We start from the raw sequence: 22,045 nt of genomic DNA, 5'->3' as shown, positions 1-22,045 counted from the left end.
CTTTGTATGACGTTAGTCTAAAACTGGTAAGTTGAATGGATTAGGTGGGTCAGTTTTTGCTATAGTCTGTCCAATCAAATTTATTGAAGAAATTTTTTATCTCTTATAGCACTATTTTAATTTTACTAATAGATAAGTAGCTATTAGAACGATAAACCAATCTCTATAAACTAACCTCTAAAAAAACTAGAAAATAAGGAATAACTATGATTAACGCATATGCAGCACAAGAGAAAGGTGGCAAATTTGAGCCTTATGAATATGACCCAGGTGCTCTAGGCGATCACGAAGTAGAAATCGAAGTACATAGCTGCGGTATCTGCCATAGTGATTTATCGATGTGGCAAAATGAATGGGGTATGACTCAATATCCGTTTGTCGGTGGACATGAGGTTGCAGGTAAAGTCCTTAATAAGGGCAAGCACGTCAAGCATCTAGAATTGGGCGATAAAGTCGGACTTGGCTGGCATAAAGGGTATTGCAACGTCTGCGATCTATGCATCGATGGGGATCATAACTTATGCCCTGAGCAAGAAGGCACGATCATTGGTAATCATGGCGGCTTTGCAGATAAAGTACGCGCAAAAGATACTAGCGTCATCAAGATACCTGAAGGGCTTGATTTTAACGCAGTAGGACCACTGTTATGTGGCGGTGTCACAGTGTTTAACCCACTTATGCAGTACGACATCAAACCAACTTCTAGAGTGGCTGTAATTGGTATTGGTGGTTTGGGTCATTTGGCATTGCAGTTTGCCAATGCGTGGGGCTGTGAAGTGACGGCATTTACCAGTGAATCAAAAATGGAGGAAGCAAAAGAGATGGGCGCTCACCATTCACTAAACTCAAGAGATGATAGCGAAATTGAAAAAGCCGCAGGTTCTTTCGATCTAATCATCTCAACAGTGAACGTTGATATGAACTGGGATGTTGTGATCAAGACGCTAAGACCAAAAGGTAAGCTGCATTTTGTTGGACTGTTAGAAGCGCCATTAGAGATATCGGCTGCACCAATGATTATGGCTCAGAATAGTCTATCAGGCTCGCCAGTTGGCTCACCATCGACGCTACGCAAAATGTTAGATTTTGCTGCGCGACACAATATTCAGCCAGTCACTGAAACATACAAAATGTCTGAAATTAATGAAGCGTTTGAGCGACTAGAAAGTGGTAATGCTCGCTATAGAGTGGTGCTAGAGAGAGACTAAACGTCTCTATAGGCGACTAAATGTAGCCACTAAATAAGCATAATAATAGTGATACTCTAATTAATAAATAGAGTGTCACTATTTTTTTGTATCGTAATTCTACTTTTCACCAGTTTTTAAAATATGAGGGTTATTTGGAACTGGGTCTAAGTGTTTTTATTTGATTCTTTACTGATGTAGTTCTTACTGCTTTTTTCTAAACTGCTAGTAGGTCGTTTTAAAATTATAAAAAAACCCTGCTACTGAGTTTACAATAGCAGGGGTAAATATTTGTCTTTTCAGGTGTCACCGAGTAATTACCTATCATACTAAAATATTTCTAAGTCATTGATTAATATAGAGTGTAAAATTTACTAATAATAATTACCTATCATACTGCATAGGAGAACATCATAAAGTAATTCCAATATTTAGTAATTACCTATCATACTGAAATGGCGTTTATTTACACTACTTCAAACCATTGATCGTGATTGAGTAGTTATTACTTTGCGCACTTCCTAGAGTGGCATAACCTACTTGTCCAATAGCCTGCTGCGATTTATAAGGGTTAAATAGCTCATCGAGAGTGTAATGAAAACCACAATCCTCCATTCCAAACACGTAATCAAAAAATACCTTTGCCATAGCAGACTGAGGATGACTGGCATCGCGATAAGATTGGTTAGGATGCCAATTGCCACTAGCTATCTTACCGAAAACCCGTTCGATATTACCTGAAATAGAGTTTGATGCATGCTTTCTAGTAATATTCGGTTTCTGCACGTATGCAGCGGCACTTTCAACCGCTTTATAGATTATATAGTGCATAATAGAGACAGAGCATTCAGCTATACATGCTCTAAGTAAGCTTATGAGCTTGTCACCAATAGGTGGTGCCAAATTGTTTAGTTTTGACCTAGTAATCAGATAGCTTATGCACTCTCCTAGCTGTATTTGTTGACACCACATTTCAAACTGGGTATTGCTGACTAAAGCACTGATATTTTTTTTGGATTTAGCATCTACCATTATCTTAGTGAGGTCATTAATATCATAAGCAAACTCAAAGGTTGCCTGATAATAATCAATCTCTAACTCTTTTTCTTTATTGACACTAACATATTCATAGCTCTCTTCAGGAGCCAATAAAAGTAGATTTAGTTTGAAAAGATGATTAAGTATTTTTTGATCTAGTCCAAAGAACGGTGATAAAAATAGTGATATATTATCGCGCAGAGAGATCGTAGTTTTTAGATTTTCTGAGCCTAAGCTTTCTATAGTTGTAGCAAGTAAAAGCTTATCTACTTCATTAAGCTCAGTTATTAGCGGAACTTTAGTTAATTGAGTACCTCTGTAACCATCAATATATTCGAGAGCCGCTTGTTTTTGCTCTTCTTTTAAACGCTTTTGCTCAAGACAATAATCTAAGTGCTCTTGATCCCTTCTTTTTTGAAGCGCTTCCCGACAATCATTACACCGCCATCTAATAAGATCTAATTGAATTAGTTGTGAACGAGTGTAGCAAATCTTAGTTGTACCGCAGTCTATGCATTGGCAGTCTAGTACGGCAAGATGAGCATTTACTTTAACGATACTAGGTATATCTTGATACTTAACATCAAACTCTTGACCTATCTCTTTACAGGTATATATAAAACCACTTCGTTTATCGCCTTCTCTTAGCCAGTACCTCTCACAGATCAGCTTATTAGTTTCTGTTATATCTGGCTGATACTCTAGTTTAGTTTTCACGCCCACCTCTCAATACCGACTATATCCCGTGGATATTGTAGCTTACCACTGTGAGTATTGCTATCTTTAGCAGTGGTTAATGAGATGACAACAGATGAGCGTATGATTACCTTTGGAAAGCGCGTCCGTGAGGTGCGAAAAAGCAAAGGAATATCCCAAGAAAGATTGGCAGAGATGGCTGGTATTGATAGAAGCTATATGGGAAACATTGAGCGTGGTGAGAAAAATATTACGTTGAAGAAAGCGTATGAGATATGTGATGCACTAGATATTGGGATAAAAGACTTAGTCTAGACTTATAACTAAATCTCGTGACATTAGAGGTTCCTGGGACTGGATTTAATTATAAGTTAGGATTAGATAAATAGCTGTTTAGTTGAGTTTTTTGAATATACTTTAACCATAAAGATAACAGTAGGACAACTATTCAGTCAAAAGTAACTTAAGACTCAATACGCATTCAGTCAAAATATAAAAGCGTTTTTAAGTTTCAAAAGTGCATGGTTATTTAGCTTCTTATCATCTATAAATGCTATGATTTTAACCAATGCTCAATAAACTTTTCTAAAAGCTAAAAATATTATGCCTCCAAACTATAATAATGCTAATCAAAACAAAGTAGAGTCTCAATCTCTCATAAAATCTGTTGATAATCGCCAATCCCTCACTATAAAAGGTAAAGGTAGCTTATTAGCATTGACAGACTCTATTATTAGTTCAGCAATCGCCGTGCGCAAGGCTAACCAATTAGAAGTTGATTGTGGTTGGATGCAAGAAATCTGGGATTGGGCAGATAGGTTTGAAATTAATGAAAATATAATACCCCGTAATCAAGATGCTCTAATGGCATTAACTAGCCTTCCTACTGAGGATAGTGGAAGTTGGGATATTTGGGACTTACCAGATAGTATTGGTCGACTTACCAATTTAACTAAGCTTAATATTGGAGGACAATGTCTTGATATATTATTACCAAGTAGTATTGGTCAGCTTACTAACTTAACTCATCTTGATATTTATCATAACCAACTTCAAAAACTACCAGACTGGATTAGCCAACTCACTAAATTAACTTACCTCGATGTTAATGAATGTATGCTTACCGAAATGCCAGAGTGGATTGGCCAACTTACCAACTTAACTCATCTTCATATCAATAACAATGAAATTACTGAACTACCAGAAAGTATTGGTCAGCTTACCAATTTAACTCACCTCGATATCAGTTGTACTGAAATTACCGAATTTCCAAAAAATATTAGTAAACTTACTAAATTAACTCATCTGAATATTAGATTCATTAGGATTGTTGAACTGCCAGAGTGGATTGGTCAACTCAACAACTTAATTTATCTTGATATTAGTGACTGTGGACTTACCGAACTGCCGGAGTGGATTGGTCAACTCAATAACTTAACTTACCTCAATATTGATGGTAATGATTTTAGAGAGTTACCTAAAGGCCTTGAACAGATCACTGATTTAAATACTATATGGAATGCACCATGGGGCTAAAGCGCTAATTTAAAACTAGTGTCTTAAAAATTTTTCTATTTTTTAATCATCCAAAGGTAGGTAAAAGTGCAAACCGAAGCCCTATTTGAAGATATCGCAGACCGTATTGGCCTTGAGCTTGAGCAAGCAAAGCACAGCATCTATATTGCTGTTGCTTGGTTTACCAATCGGACCTTATTTAACACGCTTGTTGAGAAAGCACGAAAGGGTGTTACCGTTCAGTTGATGCTATCCAACGATCATATTAACCAGCAGAGCTATGTTGATTATAGTCTGTTAAATATTGGTCACTCAGCTGCCTACCTCATTGGTGATGGTAAGCAAGGTTTGATGCATAATAAGTTTTGTATCATTGATAATGACACCGTGATCAATGGCTCTTATAACTGGAGCTACAAAGCTGAGAAGAATCACGAGAATATCCTGATTACTAAAGGCGATAGTGTCTTAGCTGAGCAGTTCATCAAGCAATTTAAGAAAATTCGCAATACCTACTTTGATCATCAAGATTCCACGCCAGAGCTGCCTCTCGATAAAATCATTAAGCGTCTCGAGATTATTAAAAATTACGTTATCCTAGAAGGCGTAGAAGATATCACCCGCGAAAACACCAAGCTAAAGACATATGCTTTTCAACAAGATATTGCTGATATTACCCAAGCTTTGCAGCAGCATAGCTTTGAGACCGCAATAACTCTTATTGATCAGTTCATCAAAAACCATCATGCCTTAGTCATATATAACGATATTGACGTTAGTGCTTTAAAACTCGAGATTCGCCAGCTCGAGCACCAACTCAATGCCTATGACAATGAAAAAATAGAGTTGGAACAGTTACTCTCAGAATTTCATCACAAGCATACCAGTGAGCTTGGAAGCTTTATTAAACAGTTACTATATCTACGAAAAATATCCACTAAAGATAATCCTCAAGAGTATGCAGAAGCTGTGCAGGATGAGCAAGACTATAACAAGCACATTAAAACTGAGTTAGAAAAAACTATCTATGAGTTAAATAATGATGAGCGTACTGATTTGAAGAAGGCATATCGTCAAGCCAGTCAAATATGCCATCCAGACCGCGTTAATGAGGAGATGAAAGGTATTGCTGAAGAATTATTCATTCAGCTTAACGAAGCTTACAGAAAAAACGACTTAGCTGAGGTAAAAAGGATTTTATCAGAGCTAAAGCAAGGTATGTTCAAACCTCGCTCAGAAACCGTAAGTAAAGCTGATCAGCTTAAAGTCATCATTCAGATACTCAAACATAAGATTGAAAAGGTTGAACAAGAGCTTTTTGCGATCAAGGATAGTGATGATTATCAAAAAATAAGCGCTATTAACAATTGGAATGCATACTTTGAAGAGATTAAGTCGCAATTGATCGAAGAGATTGATTACCTTGAGAGCAGTAATGTATAGGTAGTTTTATTAAGTAGGCGTACCTACAGTTACCGACTAAAATTATGCCTTCTTAGCTAAATATTCATTAAAAAGCCTATAATGTCCTTTCACTTGTCTCTTAACATTATTAGAGCCATGCACATTCGCAACCCGGAAAACATAACCAATATAGTTTCTTTTACCAATATAAGTAAATCTAGTATGAAGCTTTCGCATATACATACTGTTCCCATTACGCTGACTAGGTTCTAGTCTTTGGTAATGGGAGGTTCTCATTCTGATGGCTTTTCTTAGCTTACGATTATATCTAGATAGACCAGTCTCTCTTAAGTAAATGTTCTCACCGTCAAATAACAACCCTAAATACTGGAGCTTACAAGGATTGCTATAACTAATACTCCTTGAATTGAAATTTGAAATTCCGTTTTTAAACTCTATTTGCTGAGTCTTTTTATTATTTATTGGAAGTCTTAATTTACTGATTTCAGCTTTGACTAGACTTTCTACTTCCAACTTACGGCTTTTATCAAAAACGAAGATCATGTCATCACAGTACCTAAAATATTTGCCGTCTATTTCTGCTAGGTACTTACTTACTGCTTCATCGAAATCCATCATATAGATATTAGATAGCAAGCCACTCATAGGTGAGCCTTGGGGAATGCCTTTGCCACTTTTATTAGTTGTTACTAGACCATTTTTTCTGATTTTTTCTCGGAAGTCTTTGACAGAACACAGTCTATCCAGCCGTTTATTTAGAGTTCTAGAATGTAGTGATAAACCTAGCTCTTTATATAGCCCTTTCTTATCCACTGAAGCAAATCTTGTCAAAGACCTGTATATTTTATAGTGATCCTTTGGTAAGCCACTAGTGTCTAACAAGCGAATCCAGTTGTCTTTCAGAATGCGATGATCGAGATTATCAAAAAACTTTGTTATGTCATAACAAAGAACTAAGCAATCTTTTTTCTGAGTAATATAGTCAAAGACGTTCTTGCTAAAATGTATATTGCACTGAGATACTCTATTACCATTGATAGTCTTCTCAATTTTTCTAAATGCTAAAACAGTATCTGTGAGTGAATTTTCTGATAAATAAGACTCATAAGGGATTTCTAAGGATTTAGAGTAATAAGCGTAGATACTACTATCGACATGGCTTGGATAGTTAATCAGCCTATCTTTGGGTGAAATAACAATTTTTTTATTTGATTTTCTGATTTTTTCGTCAACTATGTTGTACGAAATAAAAGGATAAAATGAGTGTTGTTCTATGTTCGAAGGTTGAGTGACATATTCATAGAGAAAAGTATAGGAGGGTTTTTCGTCGAAGTGTAGATAGTTTCGGTTTTTTTGTCTTTGCTTAAAGAAATTCTGATCAAGCTCTATCATTGTATGTCCTTGCCAACTTAGGAGGGTCAGATGACTGCAATCTTTTACTTCTTATGAAGTACCCCTCCAAAGTCATACGAATATCAAAAGATATCCCTCCTCGTGGCGCAGTCTAACATATCGAAGGAGTCGTGCTATGCTAACACTAATCATCATAAATACTGTCTTACAGTATCTAAATAAAGATCATGGACAGGCTCAATTGATACTGATAGTACTATCAGGATTAATTGATACTGGAGTCCAATGGTTGACACAAGCTTCCATTTAGACAAAATCCTAAATGCTCTATGATTCTATCTAAATCTGTAATTTTGTCAATTAAAATCTGGTTTCAGAATATTTGTATTATTGCAGCATTGAATATAATACGAAGTCTATTGTGTGGAAGTAGATATCAATCTAATTACAGTGCTAGCCTTCAAACCCTATTTACAGAACTTGGCAAAAATTCCTTCAACTGCTTTTCTGTCCATACGATATTCGAAATTCTTATCATAAGGATTTTCTTCAAAAGCCATTGAGGTTTTTAGACTTATATTTTTGTTATTATCTATTTTGACAAAAGACTCTGAAGGGTTGAGGCAGTTGATTTGGACATGGTTGGCAAATGCACCATAGTAACCAGTAGATTCTACAAAAAAGAATATAGCTTCAGGTCTTCTGGTTTTTGCATTCTCAGCCATAACTGAGATAGGAGTGGCATACCAATCAGTCGTTTTCTCTGTTTCGGTTACGGGCTCTTCATAAATGATTACGTCCTTTAGCTTTAATATCTCTTGAGATGTCATTGCTTTAGCATTAGCTGTTTGACCGAGCATCAGACCTACAAAGATAATTGCTAGTGATTTTGTTGTACTTAGCATGTAATTCCCCGTGACTATTATTAGTAGATTTTAGGAAAGTATAGTTGTTTTAAAATAAAATCGATTTAATTTTACTAAAAAAATGTTTATTTATTTCTTATGCTATAAAAATCTTTATAGCAGCTTTGACAAGTTATTCTATTCGACTAATTTTGCCTCAAAGGTATTTAGCTACTACAAGGTTGATACTTCAACAGAAGAATAATACACAACATATGTTAAAGTATAAGTTACACCCAACACTAGCTAGATAGGAAGCCTACTGCCATGGCTGGTATCAACAAATTAGAGTTATCCGAAACAGATATTATTAGCAAGTTCATTCTGCCTGCCATTAAGAGTTCAGGTTGGGATGACATGACACAAATTCGCGAAGAGGTGAAGCTTCGTGACGGTAAAGTTATCGTCCGTGGTCAAATGGCAGTGCGTAAAACGGTCAAGTCTGCTGATATCGTTCTATATCATAAGCCTAATCTACCGCTTGCGGTTATCGAGGCCAAAGCGAATAAACACTCTATTGGTAAAGGGATGCAGCAAGCGCTTGATTATGCTGGGCTGCTCGAAGTGCCGTTTGTGTTCTCATCCAATGGTGATGGCTTTATTTTTCATGATAAAACCAGTACTACTGTCCTCGAAACAGAGATTTCACTAGGGGATTTTCCGACGCCAGCTGAGCTATGGAATAAGTACTGCCAGTGGAAAGGCTATACGCAAGCTCAACTGCCTATTATCACTCAAGACTATCATGATGATGGCAGTGGTAAGTCACCACGCTACTATCAGCTACAAGCCATAAATAAGACCATAGAAGCCATTTCTCGTGGACAGGATCGCATCCTACTCGTAATGGCAACAGGGACAGGTAAAACCTACACTGCATTTCAAATCATCTGGCGTCTGTGGAAAGCGAGAGAAAAGAAACGTATCTTATTTTTAGCAGACCGCAATATTTTGGTCGATCAAACTCGGGTGAATGACTTTCAGCCTTTTGGCACTGCGATGACCAAAATAGAAGGCCGTACCGTTGATCCAGCATTTGAGATTCATCTTGGCTTATATCAAGCATTAACAGGTCCAGAAGAGCATCAGAAAGCCTTTAAACAGGTTGCGCCAGACTTTTTTGACCTGATTGTCATTGACGAGTGCCACCGAGGTAGCGCTGCTGAAGACAGTGCTTGGCGTGAGATATTAGAGTACTTTAATAGCGCCACACAAGTAGGCTTAACAGCGACTCCTAAAGAGACTGAAGATGTCTCTAATTCTTATTACTTTGGAGATCCTGTTTATACCTATACCTTAAAACAGGGTATCGAAGATGGATTTTTAGCGCCCTATAAAGTGGTTCGAGTTGATATCGATGTCGATATGCAAGGCTGGCGTCCAACCAAAGGACAGACAGATAAGCATGGTGAGTTAATTGAGGATCGTATCTATAACCAAAAAGACTTTGATCGTAGCTTAGTGATTGATGAGCGTACTGAATTGGTGGCTCAGACCATCACTAGCTACCTTCAGCGCACTGACCCAATGGCCAAAACCATTGTGTTCTGTAATGATATTGATCATGCAGAGCGCATGCGCCGTGCTTTGATTAACTGCAATCCAGAGCAGGTTAAAAAGAATGAAAAATACGTCATGAAAATCACGGGTGATGATGAGTTGGGCAAAGCGCAGCTTGATAACTTCATCAACCCAAAGAAACCTTATCCAGTAATAGCGACAACGTCAGAGCTGATGACGACTGGTGTTGATGCTCAAACTTGTAAGCTAATCGTCTTAGATCAAAATATCAAATCGATGACCAAATTTAAGCAGGTTATTGGCCGTGGTACTCGTATCAATGATAAATATGGCAAGCTTTGGTTTACGATTCTCGACTTCAAAAAAGCGACTGAGCTATTTGCAGATGAGCGCTTCGATGGTATTCCTGAACGTATCATGACTGTGACGCCATCACAGATTAATGAAGGGAGCGCTGAACTGGACGAAGTGGTCGATGGCGAGTCAGACGCAGAGTTAGATATTGCGAGTGGCACTGAGCTAGCCTATACAACCCAAGATGATAAGAGCGGCTTTGATTTAGGGGTTGGTATGGGTGATGACATGGGTGTCAGTGAACCTGCGAAAAAATACCATGTGAAAGGTGTGTCTGTCCAAGTCATGGCACAGCGTATCCAGTATTATGATACTGATGGCAAGCTGGTCACCGAGTCTTTTCAGGACTATACTCGCAAAACTTTTACCAAACAGTTCGCTAGTTTGGATGAGTTTACCAAGCGTTGGAACGATACTGAGCGTAAACAAACCATCATCGATGAGCTGGCAAACGCTGGTATCATTTGGGAAGCATTGCAGGAAGAAATTGGGTCAGATATGGATCCCTTCGACCTAATTTGCCATGTGGTATATGATCAACCACCTTTGACCCGTCGTGAACGTGCGAATGAAGTTAAAAAACGCAATTACTTTACCAAGTATTCAGAAACTGCTCAAAAAGTACTGAATGCCTTGCTCGATAAATATGCTGATGCGGGTGTAGAAGAAATCGAAAGCCTTAACGTGCTCAAAGTAAAGCCACTTGATCAGCTGGGTAGTCCGATGGAAATTGTCAGAGAAGGCTTTGGTAGTAAACAAGACTACCAGCAAGCCATCAGTGATCTTGAAAACGAAATCTATTGGGCACCGCCACCTAAACAAGCTTAAGTGACTATAAAGAACTTAGCTACAATATATATATATCTAAGCCTCTTATTGAGGCTTGTTTTATTCATACTATTTATTAAAATCTATCGTTTATTAAGACCTACCGTTTATTAAAAAGAGAAACAACATGTCAATCAGTTCAGTTATCAAGTCTATTCAAGATATCATGCGTCAAGATGCTGGTGTCGATGGTGATGCCCAACGTTTAAGCCAATTGTCATGGTTATTGTTTCTCAAGATATTTGATGCGCAAGAAGAAGCGCTTGAGTTCGAACAAGAAAACTATAAAACTCCCATCCCTGAGCAATACCTTTGGCGTAATTGGGCGGCTGATCCCGAAGGTATCACTGGTGAGGAGTTACTAGAGTTCGTAAACGATGAAATATTCGTTGAGCTAAAAAACCTAACAGCGCCAGTAGATACCAACCCACGTGGCTTTGTGGTGCGTCAAGGTTTGAGCGATGCCTACAACTATATGAAAAACGGCACGCTGCTACGCCAAGTGATTAATAAGCTCAACGAAGTGGATTTTAACCGCTCAGATGAGCGTCATCTATTTGGTGATATTTATGAGCAACTGCTGCGTGATTTACAGAGTGCAGGCAATGCAGGTGAGTTTTATACCCCTCGTGCTGTGACACGCTTCATCGTTGACCGTGTGGATCCAAAGCTCGGTGAGCGCGTCATGGATCCAGCTTGTGGTACAGGTGGGTTTTTGGCCTGTTCGTTCGATCATGTCAAAAACAACTATGTTGAAACTGCTGAAGATCACCAAGTACTACAGCAGCAGATTCTAGGGTTTGAAAAGAAACAACTGCCGCATTTGCTCTGTACGACCAATATGATGCTGCATGGTATCGAAGTTCCCGTACAGATACGCCACGATAATACCTTAAATAAGCCGCTGTCTAGCTGGGACAGCGATATTGATGTCATCGTAACCAATCCGCCTTTTGGTGGCACTGAAGAGCACGGTATCGAAAAAAACTTCCCTGCTGAGTTCCAAACGCGCGAAACGGCTGATTTGTTTTTACAATTAATCATTGAGGTTTTGAAAGATAAAGGTCGCGCTGCCATCGTATTACCTGATGGTACTTTATTTGGCGAAGGGGTAAAAACCAAGCTAAAGAAGATGCTGACAGAAGAATGTAATCTGCATACTATCGTGCGCTTACCAAACGGTGTGTTTAACCCTTATACGGGTATTAAGACCAATATTCTCTTCTTTACCAAAGGCCAGCCAACCAAAGATATTTGGTTTTATGAGCATCCTTATCCTGAAGGCGTCAAAAACTACAGCAAAACCAAACCAATGAAGTTTGAAGAGTTTCAAACCGAGATTGACTGGTGGGGTGATGAATCTGACGGCTTCGCCAGTCGTGTTGAAAACAATCATGCTTGGAAGGTCAGTATTGAAGAGGTCATCGAGCGTAACTATAACCTTGATATCTCAAACCCCTACCAAGGCGAGGTCATTGATTATGATCCTAATAAGCTACTGGCTGAATATGCAGAGCAACAACAGAGCATCGATACGTTACGCAGCCAATTAAAAGAAGTACTGGGTGCTGCACTGTCTGCTAACACGACAGAGGACAAGTAGCTATGAATGTAAAAACGAGCTTAGAGATGAGTAAAGACATAAGCAAGCCAGAGCAGCTAATCACTGAACATATCGATATCTGGACCAGCGCTATATTGCCTAAATCGACTAGTGGGCGTGGTAGCAGTAAGAAGTATGAGCTATACGGCATTAGCAAATTACGTGAGCTGATCTTGGAGTTGGCAGTACGTGGCAAGCTAGTGCCGCAGGATGCTAATGATGAGTCTGCCTCTATTTTGTTAGAGAAAATAGCAGTTGAAAAGGCTCAGTTAATTAAAGACAAAAAAATCAAAAAACCGAGAACACTGCCAAAATTTATTAAAGAAGATGAGCCTTTTGAGTTGCCATTAGGCTGGGAGTGGTGTCTGTTATTAGATATTGGACATGATTGGGGACAAAAAAATCCAGATACCGATTTCACGTATATAGATGTCGGGTCAATAGACAAAAAGCTTGGTCTAATTGAAAATGCTGATGTTTTAAATGCTGATAATGCTCCCTCCCGAGCAAGAAAGATTGTAAAAAAAGGGACTGTTATATATTCGACTATTAGACCTTATCTCTTGAATATTGCAGTTGTTAATAGAGAGTTTGAGCCAGAACCTATTGCTAGCACTGCATTTTCTATAATACATCCTTTAGACGGTATATCTAGTAGCTTTGTATATCGATACTTAAGGTCACCTAGTTTCGTTAGCTATGTAGAGAGCTGCCAAACTGGTATTGCTTATCCAGCTATTAACGATAAGCAGTTTTTTAGTGGCTTAATTCCTATACCACCTACCAACGAACAACACCGTATTGTCGCTAAAGTCGATGAACTCATGATGCTATGTGATCAGCTAGAGCAGCAAACCGAAGCCAGTATCGACGCTCACGCCACGCTTGTAGAAGTCTTATTAGCCACGTTGACAGATAGCACTGATTCTGATGAATTAGCGCAAAACTGGGCGAGAATTTCTGAGCATTTTGATAGCCTATTTACGACTGAGCAAAGCATCGAAGCCCTAAAGCAAACTGTATTACAATTGGCGGTGATGGGTAAGTTAGTTCCGCAGAATCCAGAAGATGAGCCTGCTTCGGTGTTGTTAGAAAAGATTGCGGAAGAGAAAGAGCAGTTGATTCAAGATAAGAAAATTAAGCCACGTAAAGCATTACCACCTATCGAAAATGAAGAAAAATTATTTGATTTACCATTAGGGTGGGAATGGTGTCGATTAGATGATATATGCGATGGTATAACTTCTGGATCAACGCCACCTAAGAATTCATTTATAGATGAAACAGGTATCCCATACTTGAAGGTTTATAATATAAGAAACCAAAAAATAGATTTTGAATACCAACCACAATTTATTGAGGAAAGTTATCACTCTTCAAGTTTGAAGCGCTCTCAGCTTTGCCCAGGAGATGTGATAATGAATATTGTAGGTCCACCTCTAGGAAAGATAGCTATCATTCCCGATACCTATCCACAATGGAACTGCAATCAGGCCATTGTGATGTTTAGACCATTCATTTCAGATCTAAATAAATTTATCTATACCTACTTAGTTTCAGGTATGTTTCTTGACAAGATTGCGCTAATAGGAACAGCTGGTCAGGATAATATTTCAGTCACAAAAAGTCGTGCAATCTTATTGCCAACACCACCTCTTGCAGAACAGCTGCGCATCGTTGCTAAAATCGACGAGCTAATGGCTATTTGCGACCAGCTAAAAGAGAAGATAAGACAGTCTCAAGAGACGCAAGTTCAGCTTACCGACGCGTTGGTTGATCAGGCTTTGGGGTGAGTTTTAGTATTGGGCTAGATATTTAGGTGACATAAAAAATCCGACTTCGAGTCGGATTTTTTATGCAGTGTTTATGTCAAACCCGTGCTTGTTTAACAGTTAATACAGTTTCTAAGAAACCAATGAAATCACTTCTTTTTCCAGACCGTTGAGCCATTTTTGTAGCATTCTTTCATCGCATTCTTTTTCATAAAAGCCAGTAGGATGATTAAGCGTTTTGTAATCACCCAATAGCAGTGCCGCATCTGTCCAAGAGATTGAGCCTTTGACTATACTCGTCATAAACCTCTGCATTTTGCGTTCAAGTTGATTGTAGCTGTCAACCTTAACGATTAGCGTTGATAAGCGTTTTTTAATATCTTTAGTATATACCTCAAAAACTGAGAATAGTTGGTTATCATATTCAAACCTAGCTTCCATCATATTACGTGGAAGCCCATCTTCAGTTATGTGCCTACGACAGTACTTCACTTTAGGAAGCTTATGAAACTGTCGGAAAAGATCAGTATCATACTCAGCTGTAAAACGTTCTAAAAGTTCAGTAATTGCTTTAAAGCTTTTTGCGTTATTGATAGTCTGGTCAGGGTTTTTTTGGATATTCTGATAGTCACCTTGTGCAACGTTGCCAAATACAGTTGCGTCGTCAGTCGCCACAAAGTTTGTCTTGGGTTCGCCATCAATATCTTCCTCATCTGCTAGTTTAGGACCTTTTCTTGACCTGATTTTTTTATAATCGAGGCTTGTTTTAATAGGGTCTTGAAACTGTAAGGCGACTTGATTTGTATCTATAGTTTGTTTGCTTCTATCAATATCAGCCTCACTGGCATCATCAATAGTATGTGAGTTGTCGCTATTTTGAGGTTTAACCGCCACTTCAGTAGCCAATGGATTGATAGATTGTTTATTGTCTACAAAGTGCTCTCCTATGAAGTGTACATCAAAGTCAATATTAGAGATTAGGTTGCTGATAGATAGAATTTCATCAACTCGATAAACACCATTCTGATTCTTATAAAATCGTGCTTTAATCTTAATGTTTTTAAGCGGTGGTGGTGTGAAATTAAAAATCCAGTTTTCGTAGTCACTATTATGTGTGGTTTCTCGTATTAGGTGCTTATAGATACTGTCATAGCTTTGGCGCATCTCATTATTTAGTAGTAACCAAGCTAAATGACTTCTCAGTACATCATCTTTAAAATCTTTTTGGGTAAGTGGACAATGTGGCAGTACCTCTATAATGTGTTTCCCATCAATAAAACTAGTATTGAAATCGAGATGTAAGGCTCTCTCTTGAAGTCCAGATGTTGCTAAGTATGCATTATAAAAAAACAGAACTCTGGCTAATTCAAATTTTGGGATATGGCATACCGCTGAAATATTTCGAGCGCCTACTGAGCTTAATGTAACCGAAGTAGGGGATTCAAAATATTTAGCATGGAAGTACTCAAAATCAAACCAGTCTTCCAGATCGTCAATAGTAAACTCAAAAACAGGACCTTTTTTACTGCCATCATAATAGTCATTTGAGTAAATTCTGCCGCGACATAGAGCAGGCGCATTGCTAAATTTTATGCCTTTCCAGTCGTTTTCACCTTTGCCATTACTATAATTTACAGTTATTAGCCAGCTGTCATATCCTGATTTCCTAGATAAGGAGCCTATGTTGGTCAAATATGCATCATTAGGTAAGACTGTTATTTCCATGTTTAAAGTTCCAATTTTCTATTTCAATTAAACGACCTATGGATCTGTGAAAACGGCTAGCCTCTGCAGTGAGTCTTTGCTCACTTAATCCAGCTTTGCGTAGTATTATCCAGTCTGATAGTGACTCACCGCTAGAGATTCTAGATATATATACCCGAGTTAGTCGCCTAATTTGATAATCGCTTACACTCTCACTATATTTAGAGAGAAAGCTAGATATCAAAGGCAGTTTGTCCAAGTTCTTCTCAACTGTCGAAGAGGTTTTGGCTTGATGTAACCACCAGTTGCTTGATCTTCTAGGGCTATCTAGATTCCATATTAGGGTGTTTTTAATGTTTATTAGCTGCCTTACGTACAATCTATCTCGTTTGGGCCAATCGTGCTTTATACCATTTTCAATATGTTTACTATGATGGGACCTGTTGTAAGAAAGTAGCCATGATTTATCATGACGGTAGAGCCAAGCATATAACCCACCATCTTTTTGCCGAGCTTGCTTGATGCTTTTCTGACACGCTACTAATAGGTTTTGCCATTGGTCGCGCTTAAGTTGTACATTTGAAGCAGGCTTTTCGCTAGATTTTAGTGATTCATCTTCTTTTTTTATACTTAGCGCACTTACGTGCGAAATAATCTCTTTAAAATACCAGTTCCGGTCAATAAATGCTTCAATGACAATAAGATGCTGAAGGTAGCTGAAGCTTTTTCTGTGTTTACGAAATATTGAACGTAACCAGCTATTATCTGCATCTAAATCATGCAAGTTGAATTGATGTAGATTACTGATACTCCATCTATCTAACAACTTATTTACGATACTATCAAAGTCGATATGTCCCGAGCCTCTATTACAATTGGCCGACAAGGCTAAGTTTTTGTAAAACAGAGACCATTGTTCATAGCTAGGAGATGGTAAAGGCGGTAAGGTTAACAACTCTAGGGCTTTATGGGTGACAAAAATATCTGTTTCGGATGCATTGGTTTGAACGATAGCAGCATTATCTTCAAAATTGGCTGAAACATATGAATGTCGTGCACTAGGACGAAAATCAAGCTCAGACTCAATTAGAGTGCCATGTTTAAGGCAGCAATTCACTCCCTGTATTTGCCACAGTCTTGACCAGTAACACTCACCTAAAACTTCTAGCTGTTTTTTAAAACAAGAGGGGCAATAGCGCACTTTTTTAGGTGTGGGTACGCTGGAAGCGTTTAGTCCTACTGCTAGATGTACGGAACCGCGTGACTCTTCTTTCATCCATGCTAAGCACTGTCTACGTCTACCTTCAGGAATAAATGATGCATAAATAGGAAATAGGGTATGGCTATAGATTAAGGTTTCTATTTTGTATTGATGGCTACGATATAACTTTACGATAGAGGATACCTGGTTAGGTAAATCAATTGTGGCAATGACTTTTCGATTATCAAAAACCTCATCAAGTAGCTGTTTTGGGCTCGTAATGCCAGCTCTGACACCAGCTCTAGCAATGACACTATAGATCAGTTCATTTTTATACAGCATGGGAAAGTTAAGCATTTTAGATAGCTTCTAACCATTTATTAAAGTCGAAGACTACCGTTTTATGATTACTCTTCAAGTAGTCATAAAATGGTAGTGATTCAGACTTTTGGCTGTATAGGAATCTAAGGTCATTGTTATCAAGTTTTTGCCAATCATTTTTCCTGATAAGTTTTGATTTTTGCGCTTTTATAATATTACTGTGATTGCTTCCATTTGGTATTGAGGGACTAGCCTGTAAATCCTTTAACTGTTGAGCTGCCATGACAAGGAGTTGTAGTGTCTCAGTATTAGGGTGTGTTGCTACGATTTGTGTTACTACAGTAGGAAGTAGCTCTGAATCACACCCTGTATCCTTGAGTAAACGATGCAATCTGATGCTTGATTCATCACCCTGATAAATAGTCTCATCGTCTATATCATCTAACTTTTCATTAATACGCTGCTGGAACTGTAGTATTTTTTGATCAACTTCTGGAGTGACAAGATCTGAATACTGTGCGATACGGTCAGGGATCCCTGACTGTAGGGCTTTTATCATTGGATGAATCGGTTTCAGGTCTTCTTCATAGGTTGTTTGTAATACTCTGACTGTAATTTTCTCAATGCCAGATTCTATTGCTCTAAATTGAGCTAATACAAATATTTTTACGACAATGTCTAAAATACCTTGTGATAATTCATACCATACATCACGTATTTCCTTGGATAACTCAGTGTCAGCCCGGTTTAGCCATTGATATTTCCATAGCGTATTTGTAAATGAATGCCATTCCTGAGAGGTATGTTTACAGCTTCCTTGTTTCATTTGTTCCCAAAATACAGAACCCATTCCAGCACCACGTCTAGCAGAACGAAAGTCTTCATCAAATATAAAACGGGCTTTAGGTGTACCGATCATAACGACTGGTAGATTGATAGTATTAACTAGCGTCACAAAAAAATTCAACATTTTCTCGCTACCACCAGATTTACTAATACTTAAATGTTGGATTTCATCGATAATCAGTAAGCCAATAGCATGATGGTTCGCCAGCTGCCCCATTAAACTCATTAGTGTTTCAATACTGTTCCTTTTTTGACCATATCGTTTTTCGTAGTTTGTGCTCAATGCCTTATCAATAGCACGAAAAAAATGTAGGCAGAGACTTTTTAGAGAACCATCGTGTGGACAATCTATTTTTAAGTATACGATTTGAGTGAAGTTATGTTTTGTATGGTAGATACATTGGGGGTAGGTATTAAGAATACGACTGATTGTGGTAGTTTTTCCACTTCCTGAGCAACCTATAAAAGCTAGGCTGCTAGCTGTAGATTCTAGAGGACCATACTGAAAGCTGTCTGCTTCACCATCTTTAACTCTTCTATAACCTTCTTGTAGAGACTGAGCTAGGTTACCACCATGTAAATTCCTTCCCACATAACCTTCACGTAGCATAATGGAAAGTTTGCTTTCTAATTGAATATGTCGAATAATTGGCTGAAAAAAATTATTCATCAGTCCTACGAGTAAGTGGGCTCTCCTAGTAGGACTTGCATTTTTATCTGAATATAAGATATCAACACGACTTCTAAGTGTCTCAATAACAGCTTTCGGTTCAGCGATAGGAGGTAGTGCTTCAATGAATGGGTTATCGTTATATCTAGGTATATCTGTTTTTCTATAGTCAGCCACAACAGTGTTTACAGATATCATATCATTCGTCCTCAAATAACAGCGATGTATAAGTCGGGTTGCTTAGAGCAAGCTCTTCATCAGACAGTTCATTTTCAGACTCACTCTTCATTATTTTTAAATGAGATTTTTTATTTGTTTGATGGAATTGTCTCCGTTGATGGCGTTCTGAATCTTTTTCTACATCTCGATTACTTCTGATTTTTGAGATTCGGGAGTGATTAGATTCATTACTGTTATTCTTTTTAATCTCAGAATCTTTTAGAATAGCCTTTATTTCATCTTCTAAGTCTATTAAAGCAATTCTGCTTTTCATTTCTTGTTTTGCATTAGCTACTTTTTGTATTTTTTGAACCTGCCATACCTCCCACCAACTACAGTTTTTGAACTCCCTTGAGCGATCTGCAAGTGTTCCAATCCAGTAATTAAGACTATTATCCTCATAAAAAATATAAATTTTTGAGGCATCAATTAAATCATATCCTACCTGAATAGATCTAGGTCTTTTAATAGTACCTTTGCGATGTAGCCAGCCATGTTGCATTATCTCAGAGCATGTATAGTAAACACCAAACAACTTTATACCTAAGTTCGAGATAGTTGCTGTATGTCGTGGTAATAAGGCTACATGAATGCTATCTGCATCGACAGCTCTTAGTTGACCAGTTCTATTTTGCAATCCCCAGTTCCATATCTTAATTGGTATAAGCGGCATATCTGGAGGCATATCAGCCTCTCTATCATAGCTAGCTAATAGATGAGACTTATTATGTATAATTATTGAATTTATGATGATTTGAGTAAAATCTGTAATAGTTAAAGTGGCATCTATGCGATAGTCGTGTCCACCTTTTCGTACTTCTTTTATACCCTGTACTACTCCCATTTTGGTCGTATGAGGTTTAAATTTTGCTTGAATAGTATGGAAGTATCTTTCAACGATACCCTTCAAATCACCTCGATAAGCGGGCGTATTTTCAATTCTTACTGAAAAGCTCTTCTCAAGCGTTTCAATTTGAGAGCTTAGTAACTCTCCTCTATCGGCAAGTATCGATTCAGGTAAGCCGATGCATGGCCAATCCTCTAAAGAAATATCTATACCAAACTTTTTGCATATACTTGTTTTATCACAGACGGCTGTTTTTATTGCTTGTACGCTTGTTACATAGGATGGGTTTTCAAATCCTATATAAAAACCTGCCACCATTCTGGAAAACACATCTGCTACCAAATAAACAATTGGTCTACCAACGATGCTAGCTCTATCAGAGTCAGATAATAGATAAATGTCAGCTATGGTTGCATCAATTTCATACTTTGAACCAGGGCCTAGAATATGCGTATTTACTGTTGAGTGTAGCGGGCGTATGTCTTTATTAAATATCTTATTATTAGTGCGGCTTCTGAGCTTTTCTAATGTATTAAACTTAGTATCGTAATGATATTTAAATTGCCAGATAGTAGGGATTTCTGTGTCGTCAATTTGAGGATATTTAGAACGATAAATTGATTGAAACTTACGATATGCATAGCCTATCGTATGCTTACTCTGATTTAGTAAATGACGATTAATAACTAAATTAAATAACCTTGCAATTTCATCAGTTATTATCATACCTTTGCCATCGCTATAAATACGAGGTCGGCCAAGCTTCTTCTTTATTTGACGTTCTTTGCCATCTTTACGCTTATTTGTGCGCACAGGCAGTAGAGCATTAGGAGTTTGTCCTCTCTGCCAATAATTCCTTAGTAAGCGATATAAAGTTTGTTTAGTAGTTTTATTTTGAGCTAAGACATCATTAATTAATGGGCCTCTAACGTTTGCCTCATAGTGATCTGGGTTTAATATTATGGGAGATATTAATGCATAATTATTATCTCGCTTAATTGCTCGTGATGAGGCGCTAGGTTCATTAGTCAAACGTAAATTCTCATAAGGATCCTGGGTCAGTATACAAGCCTCCTCTTCAATGAGTACATTCAAGCTTAATCGGTCTATAAACTCTGGCAAGGCAGATTTGTCATCAATATTAATCCAAATATATCCAGATATTATTTCACTCAATAACCTGAATTTCGTTTGCTTATAGTCATAAACATCATTGATTCGAAGCATGTTTGAGCTCCCTGTCTATGTAATTAGAATAAACCTTATCTACTATGGATAGTTCAGCACAAACGATCTTTCGGTAATCTTTTCGTATATCAAAGCTGATATAACCGTGGGCTATTAAATTCTTTAGTTTGCCTAATGCTGTACCAAGAGGGTGGTCGTAAGAAGAGTCAATTTTCTTACAAAAATCTATGATTTTTAGAGTAGGGCTTTCAATAATCTGTTCTGAATAGAAAGTGAAATCGTTTTTTTCAATAGTAATCAGATAAGTATTCTTAGAGGGGTACAACCATTTTATATTGTCAGTTACAGCTCTAGGAATGTCTTTTTCAGTAATGATTTTGAAATCCACATCTTTTTGTTCCCAGTATCTGCGCTCTAATTCTAACTTTTCTATAGTTCTATTATCATCTAAATGATTGCTATATTTAGCTTGGAGCGCTAATTGAGACGTTACTGAGTTAATGTTTTTAGATATGACGTAAAAGTCAGTAGTCATTATTTTAAGCTCACCTTTTTGAGATGGATGTTTAATTCCTACATCATCAGCAATTTGCTTAGTTATGTTGATATCTAAAGGGAACTGCTCTTGTATATCCTCAGTACTACTTTGCCACTCGAAAAGTAAAAATACTGCAAGCTCAAGATCAGAGAGTAGGTGATGTGTTCGTTTAGTCTTATGGCCAAAGACACGATGAGATCTTCCAAGTGAGGATATATCAGCTACTTTGATAAATGGCTGATAATCTTTCGAAGACTCAGTTGTTGTAGATCCTTTTCTATTTCTGTTATTCACAAAAAAATCCTTTGCCATCT

At 37.8% G+C, this 22,045-nt stretch carries 15 protein-coding genes; 7 read left to right on the top strand and 8 right to left on the bottom strand.

Annotation, left to right across the window (positions count from 1 at the left end; genetic code table 11):
* Positions 1 to 206 precede the first annotated feature (206 nt).
* Complete coding sequence (ahr, locus tag AK824_RS12750) at positions 207 to 1,208, top strand: NADPH-dependent aldehyde reductase Ahr (protein WP_057762112.1); 1,002 nt, start codon at positions 207 to 209, stop codon at positions 1,206 to 1,208.
* Between the two features lie 450 nt (positions 1,209 to 1,658).
* Here ahr and AK824_RS12745 read toward each other — a convergent pair whose 3' ends face one another.
* Complete coding sequence (locus AK824_RS12745) at positions 1,659 to 2,942, bottom strand: hypothetical protein (RefSeq protein ID WP_057762111.1); 1,284 nt, start codon at positions 2,940 to 2,942, stop codon at positions 1,659 to 1,661.
* Between the two features lie 102 nt (positions 2,943 to 3,044).
* On the opposite strand from AK824_RS12745, the gene AK824_RS12740 reads away from it, so the two are divergent.
* The 3 genes from AK824_RS12740 (at position 3,045) to AK824_RS12730 (ending at position 5,879) form a co-directional block, all read left to right on the top strand.
* Entirely contained in the window at positions 3,045 to 3,236 is a 192-nt protein-coding gene (locus AK824_RS12740; RefSeq protein ID WP_264753488.1) for a helix-turn-helix domain-containing protein, read from the top strand.
* 288 nt (positions 3,237 to 3,524) lie between these two features.
* On the top strand, positions 3,525 to 4,457 hold the full coding sequence (locus tag AK824_RS12735; protein WP_057762107.1) for a leucine-rich repeat domain-containing protein: 933 nt from the start codon (positions 3,525 to 3,527) through the stop codon (positions 4,455 to 4,457).
* Between the two features lie 66 nt (positions 4,458 to 4,523).
* Entirely contained in the window at positions 4,524 to 5,879 is a 1,356-nt protein-coding gene (locus AK824_RS12730; protein ID WP_057762105.1) for a phospholipase D-like domain-containing protein, read from the top strand.
* Between the two features lie 42 nt (positions 5,880 to 5,921).
* Here the strand turns inward: AK824_RS12730 and drt2 are convergent, their stop codons facing one another.
* Together drt2 and AK824_RS12720 are read right to left on the bottom strand one after the other, a co-directional pair.
* Positions 5,922 to 7,253, bottom strand: coding sequence for an antiviral reverse transcriptase Drt2 (drt2, locus tag AK824_RS12725; RefSeq protein WP_057762102.1), 1,332 nt, complete (start codon positions 7,251 to 7,253; stop codon positions 5,922 to 5,924).
* A gap of 428 nt (positions 7,254 to 7,681) precedes the next feature.
* Positions 7,682 to 8,119 carry a hypothetical protein gene (locus AK824_RS12720; RefSeq protein WP_057762100.1) on the bottom strand — a complete coding sequence of 146 codons (438 nt, stop codon included), beginning with the start codon at positions 8,117 to 8,119 and terminating at the stop codon, positions 7,682 to 7,684.
* 276 nt (positions 8,120 to 8,395) lie between these two features.
* Between AK824_RS12720 and hsdR the strand changes: the two genes are divergently transcribed.
* From hsdR to AK824_RS12705, 3 genes are all read left to right on the top strand, one after another.
* Positions 8,396 to 10,822: an EcoAI/FtnUII family type I restriction enzme subunit R gene (gene hsdR / locus AK824_RS12715; protein ID WP_197411854.1), complete on the top strand. Its 2,427-nt coding sequence runs from the start codon at positions 8,396 to 8,398 to the stop codon at positions 10,820 to 10,822.
* Positions 10,823 to 10,949: 127 nt separating this feature from the next.
* Positions 10,950 to 12,425: an N-6 DNA methylase gene (locus tag AK824_RS12710; protein ID WP_057762096.1), complete on the top strand. Its 1,476-nt coding sequence runs from the start codon at positions 10,950 to 10,952 to the stop codon at positions 12,423 to 12,425.
* A 2-nt stretch (positions 12,426 to 12,427) separates the two neighbouring features.
* Positions 12,428 to 14,218, top strand: a complete 1,791-nt coding sequence (locus AK824_RS12705; RefSeq protein WP_197411803.1) for a restriction endonuclease subunit S — start codon at positions 12,428 to 12,430, stop codon at positions 14,216 to 14,218.
* Between the two features lie 111 nt (positions 14,219 to 14,329).
* Here AK824_RS12705 and AK824_RS12700 read toward each other — a convergent pair whose 3' ends face one another.
* From AK824_RS12700 to AK824_RS12680, 5 genes are read right to left on the bottom strand one after another with little or no spacing between them, the layout of a single operon-like run.
* The gene (locus tag AK824_RS12700) at positions 14,330 to 15,922 is read right to left on the bottom strand and encodes a Tn7-like element transposition protein TnsE (protein WP_057762094.1); all 1,593 of its coding nucleotides are present in this window, start codon (positions 15,920 to 15,922) and stop codon (positions 14,330 to 14,332) included.
* Complete coding sequence (locus AK824_RS12695; protein ID WP_057762092.1) at positions 15,900 to 17,459, bottom strand: TnsD family Tn7-like transposition protein; 1,560 nt, start codon at positions 17,457 to 17,459, stop codon at positions 15,900 to 15,902. Before AK824_RS12695 ends, AK824_RS12700 begins: the two co-directional genes overlap by 23 nt.
* A 1-nt stretch (position 17,460) precedes the next feature.
* Positions 17,461 to 19,137, bottom strand: a complete 1,677-nt coding sequence (locus AK824_RS12690; RefSeq protein ID WP_082624659.1) for an AAA family ATPase — start codon at positions 19,135 to 19,137, stop codon at positions 17,461 to 17,463.
* 1 nt (position 19,138) lies between these two features.
* Positions 19,139 to 21,232 (bottom strand): Mu transposase C-terminal domain-containing protein, encoded by a 2,094-nt coding sequence (locus tag AK824_RS12685; protein ID WP_057762090.1) that lies wholly within the window; start codon positions 21,230 to 21,232, stop codon positions 19,139 to 19,141.
* Complete coding sequence (locus AK824_RS12680) at positions 21,216 to 22,025, bottom strand: heteromeric transposase endonuclease subunit TnsA (protein WP_057762086.1); 810 nt, start codon at positions 22,023 to 22,025, stop codon at positions 21,216 to 21,218. The genes AK824_RS12685 and AK824_RS12680 overlap by 17 nt, the downstream gene beginning before the upstream one ends.
* Positions 22,026 to 22,045 lie beyond the last annotated feature (20 nt).

The sequence above is a fragment of the Psychrobacter sp. P11G3 genome, assembly GCF_001435845.1.
In the GTDB taxonomy this organism is placed as follows: domain Bacteria; phylum Pseudomonadota; class Gammaproteobacteria; order Pseudomonadales; family Moraxellaceae; genus Psychrobacter.
The sequence above is the reverse complement of the archived record's forward strand: the minus strand, read 5'-3'. Positions and strand labels throughout refer to the sequence as shown.

Bases quoted from the DNA above. Each gene is read 5' to 3' on its own strand.
- ahr (WP_057762112.1), top strand. From the start codon at position 207: ATGATTAACGCATATGCAGCACAAGAGAAAGGTGGCAAATTTGAGCCT.
- AK824_RS12740 (WP_264753488.1), top strand. From the start codon at position 3,045: ATGATTACCTTTGGAAAGCGCGTCCGTGAGGTGCGAAAAAGCAAAGGA.
- AK824_RS12735 (WP_057762107.1), top strand. From the start codon at position 3,525: ATGCCTCCAAACTATAATAATGCTAATCAAAACAAAGTAGAGTCTCAA.
- drt2 (WP_057762102.1), bottom strand. From the start codon at position 7,253: ATGATAGAGCTTGATCAGAATTTCTTTAAGCAAAGACAAAAAAACCGA.
- AK824_RS12720 (WP_057762100.1), bottom strand. From the start codon at position 8,119: ATGCTAAGTACAACAAAATCACTAGCAATTATCTTTGTAGGTCTGATG.
- AK824_RS12710 (WP_057762096.1), top strand. From the start codon at position 10,950: ATGTCAATCAGTTCAGTTATCAAGTCTATTCAAGATATCATGCGTCAA.
- AK824_RS12705 (WP_197411803.1), top strand. From the start codon at position 12,428: ATGAATGTAAAAACGAGCTTAGAGATGAGTAAAGACATAAGCAAGCCA.
- AK824_RS12700 (WP_057762094.1), bottom strand. From the start codon at position 15,922: ATGGAAATAACAGTCTTACCTAATGATGCATATTTGACCAACATAGGC.
- AK824_RS12695 (WP_057762092.1), bottom strand. From the start codon at position 17,459: ATGCTTAACTTTCCCATGCTGTATAAAAATGAACTGATCTATAGTGTC.
- AK824_RS12690 (WP_082624659.1), bottom strand. From the start codon at position 19,137: ATGATATCTGTAAACACTGTTGTGGCTGACTATAGAAAAACAGATATA.
- AK824_RS12685 (WP_057762090.1), bottom strand. From the start codon at position 21,232: ATGCTTCGAATCAATGATGTTTATGACTATAAGCAAACGAAATTCAGG.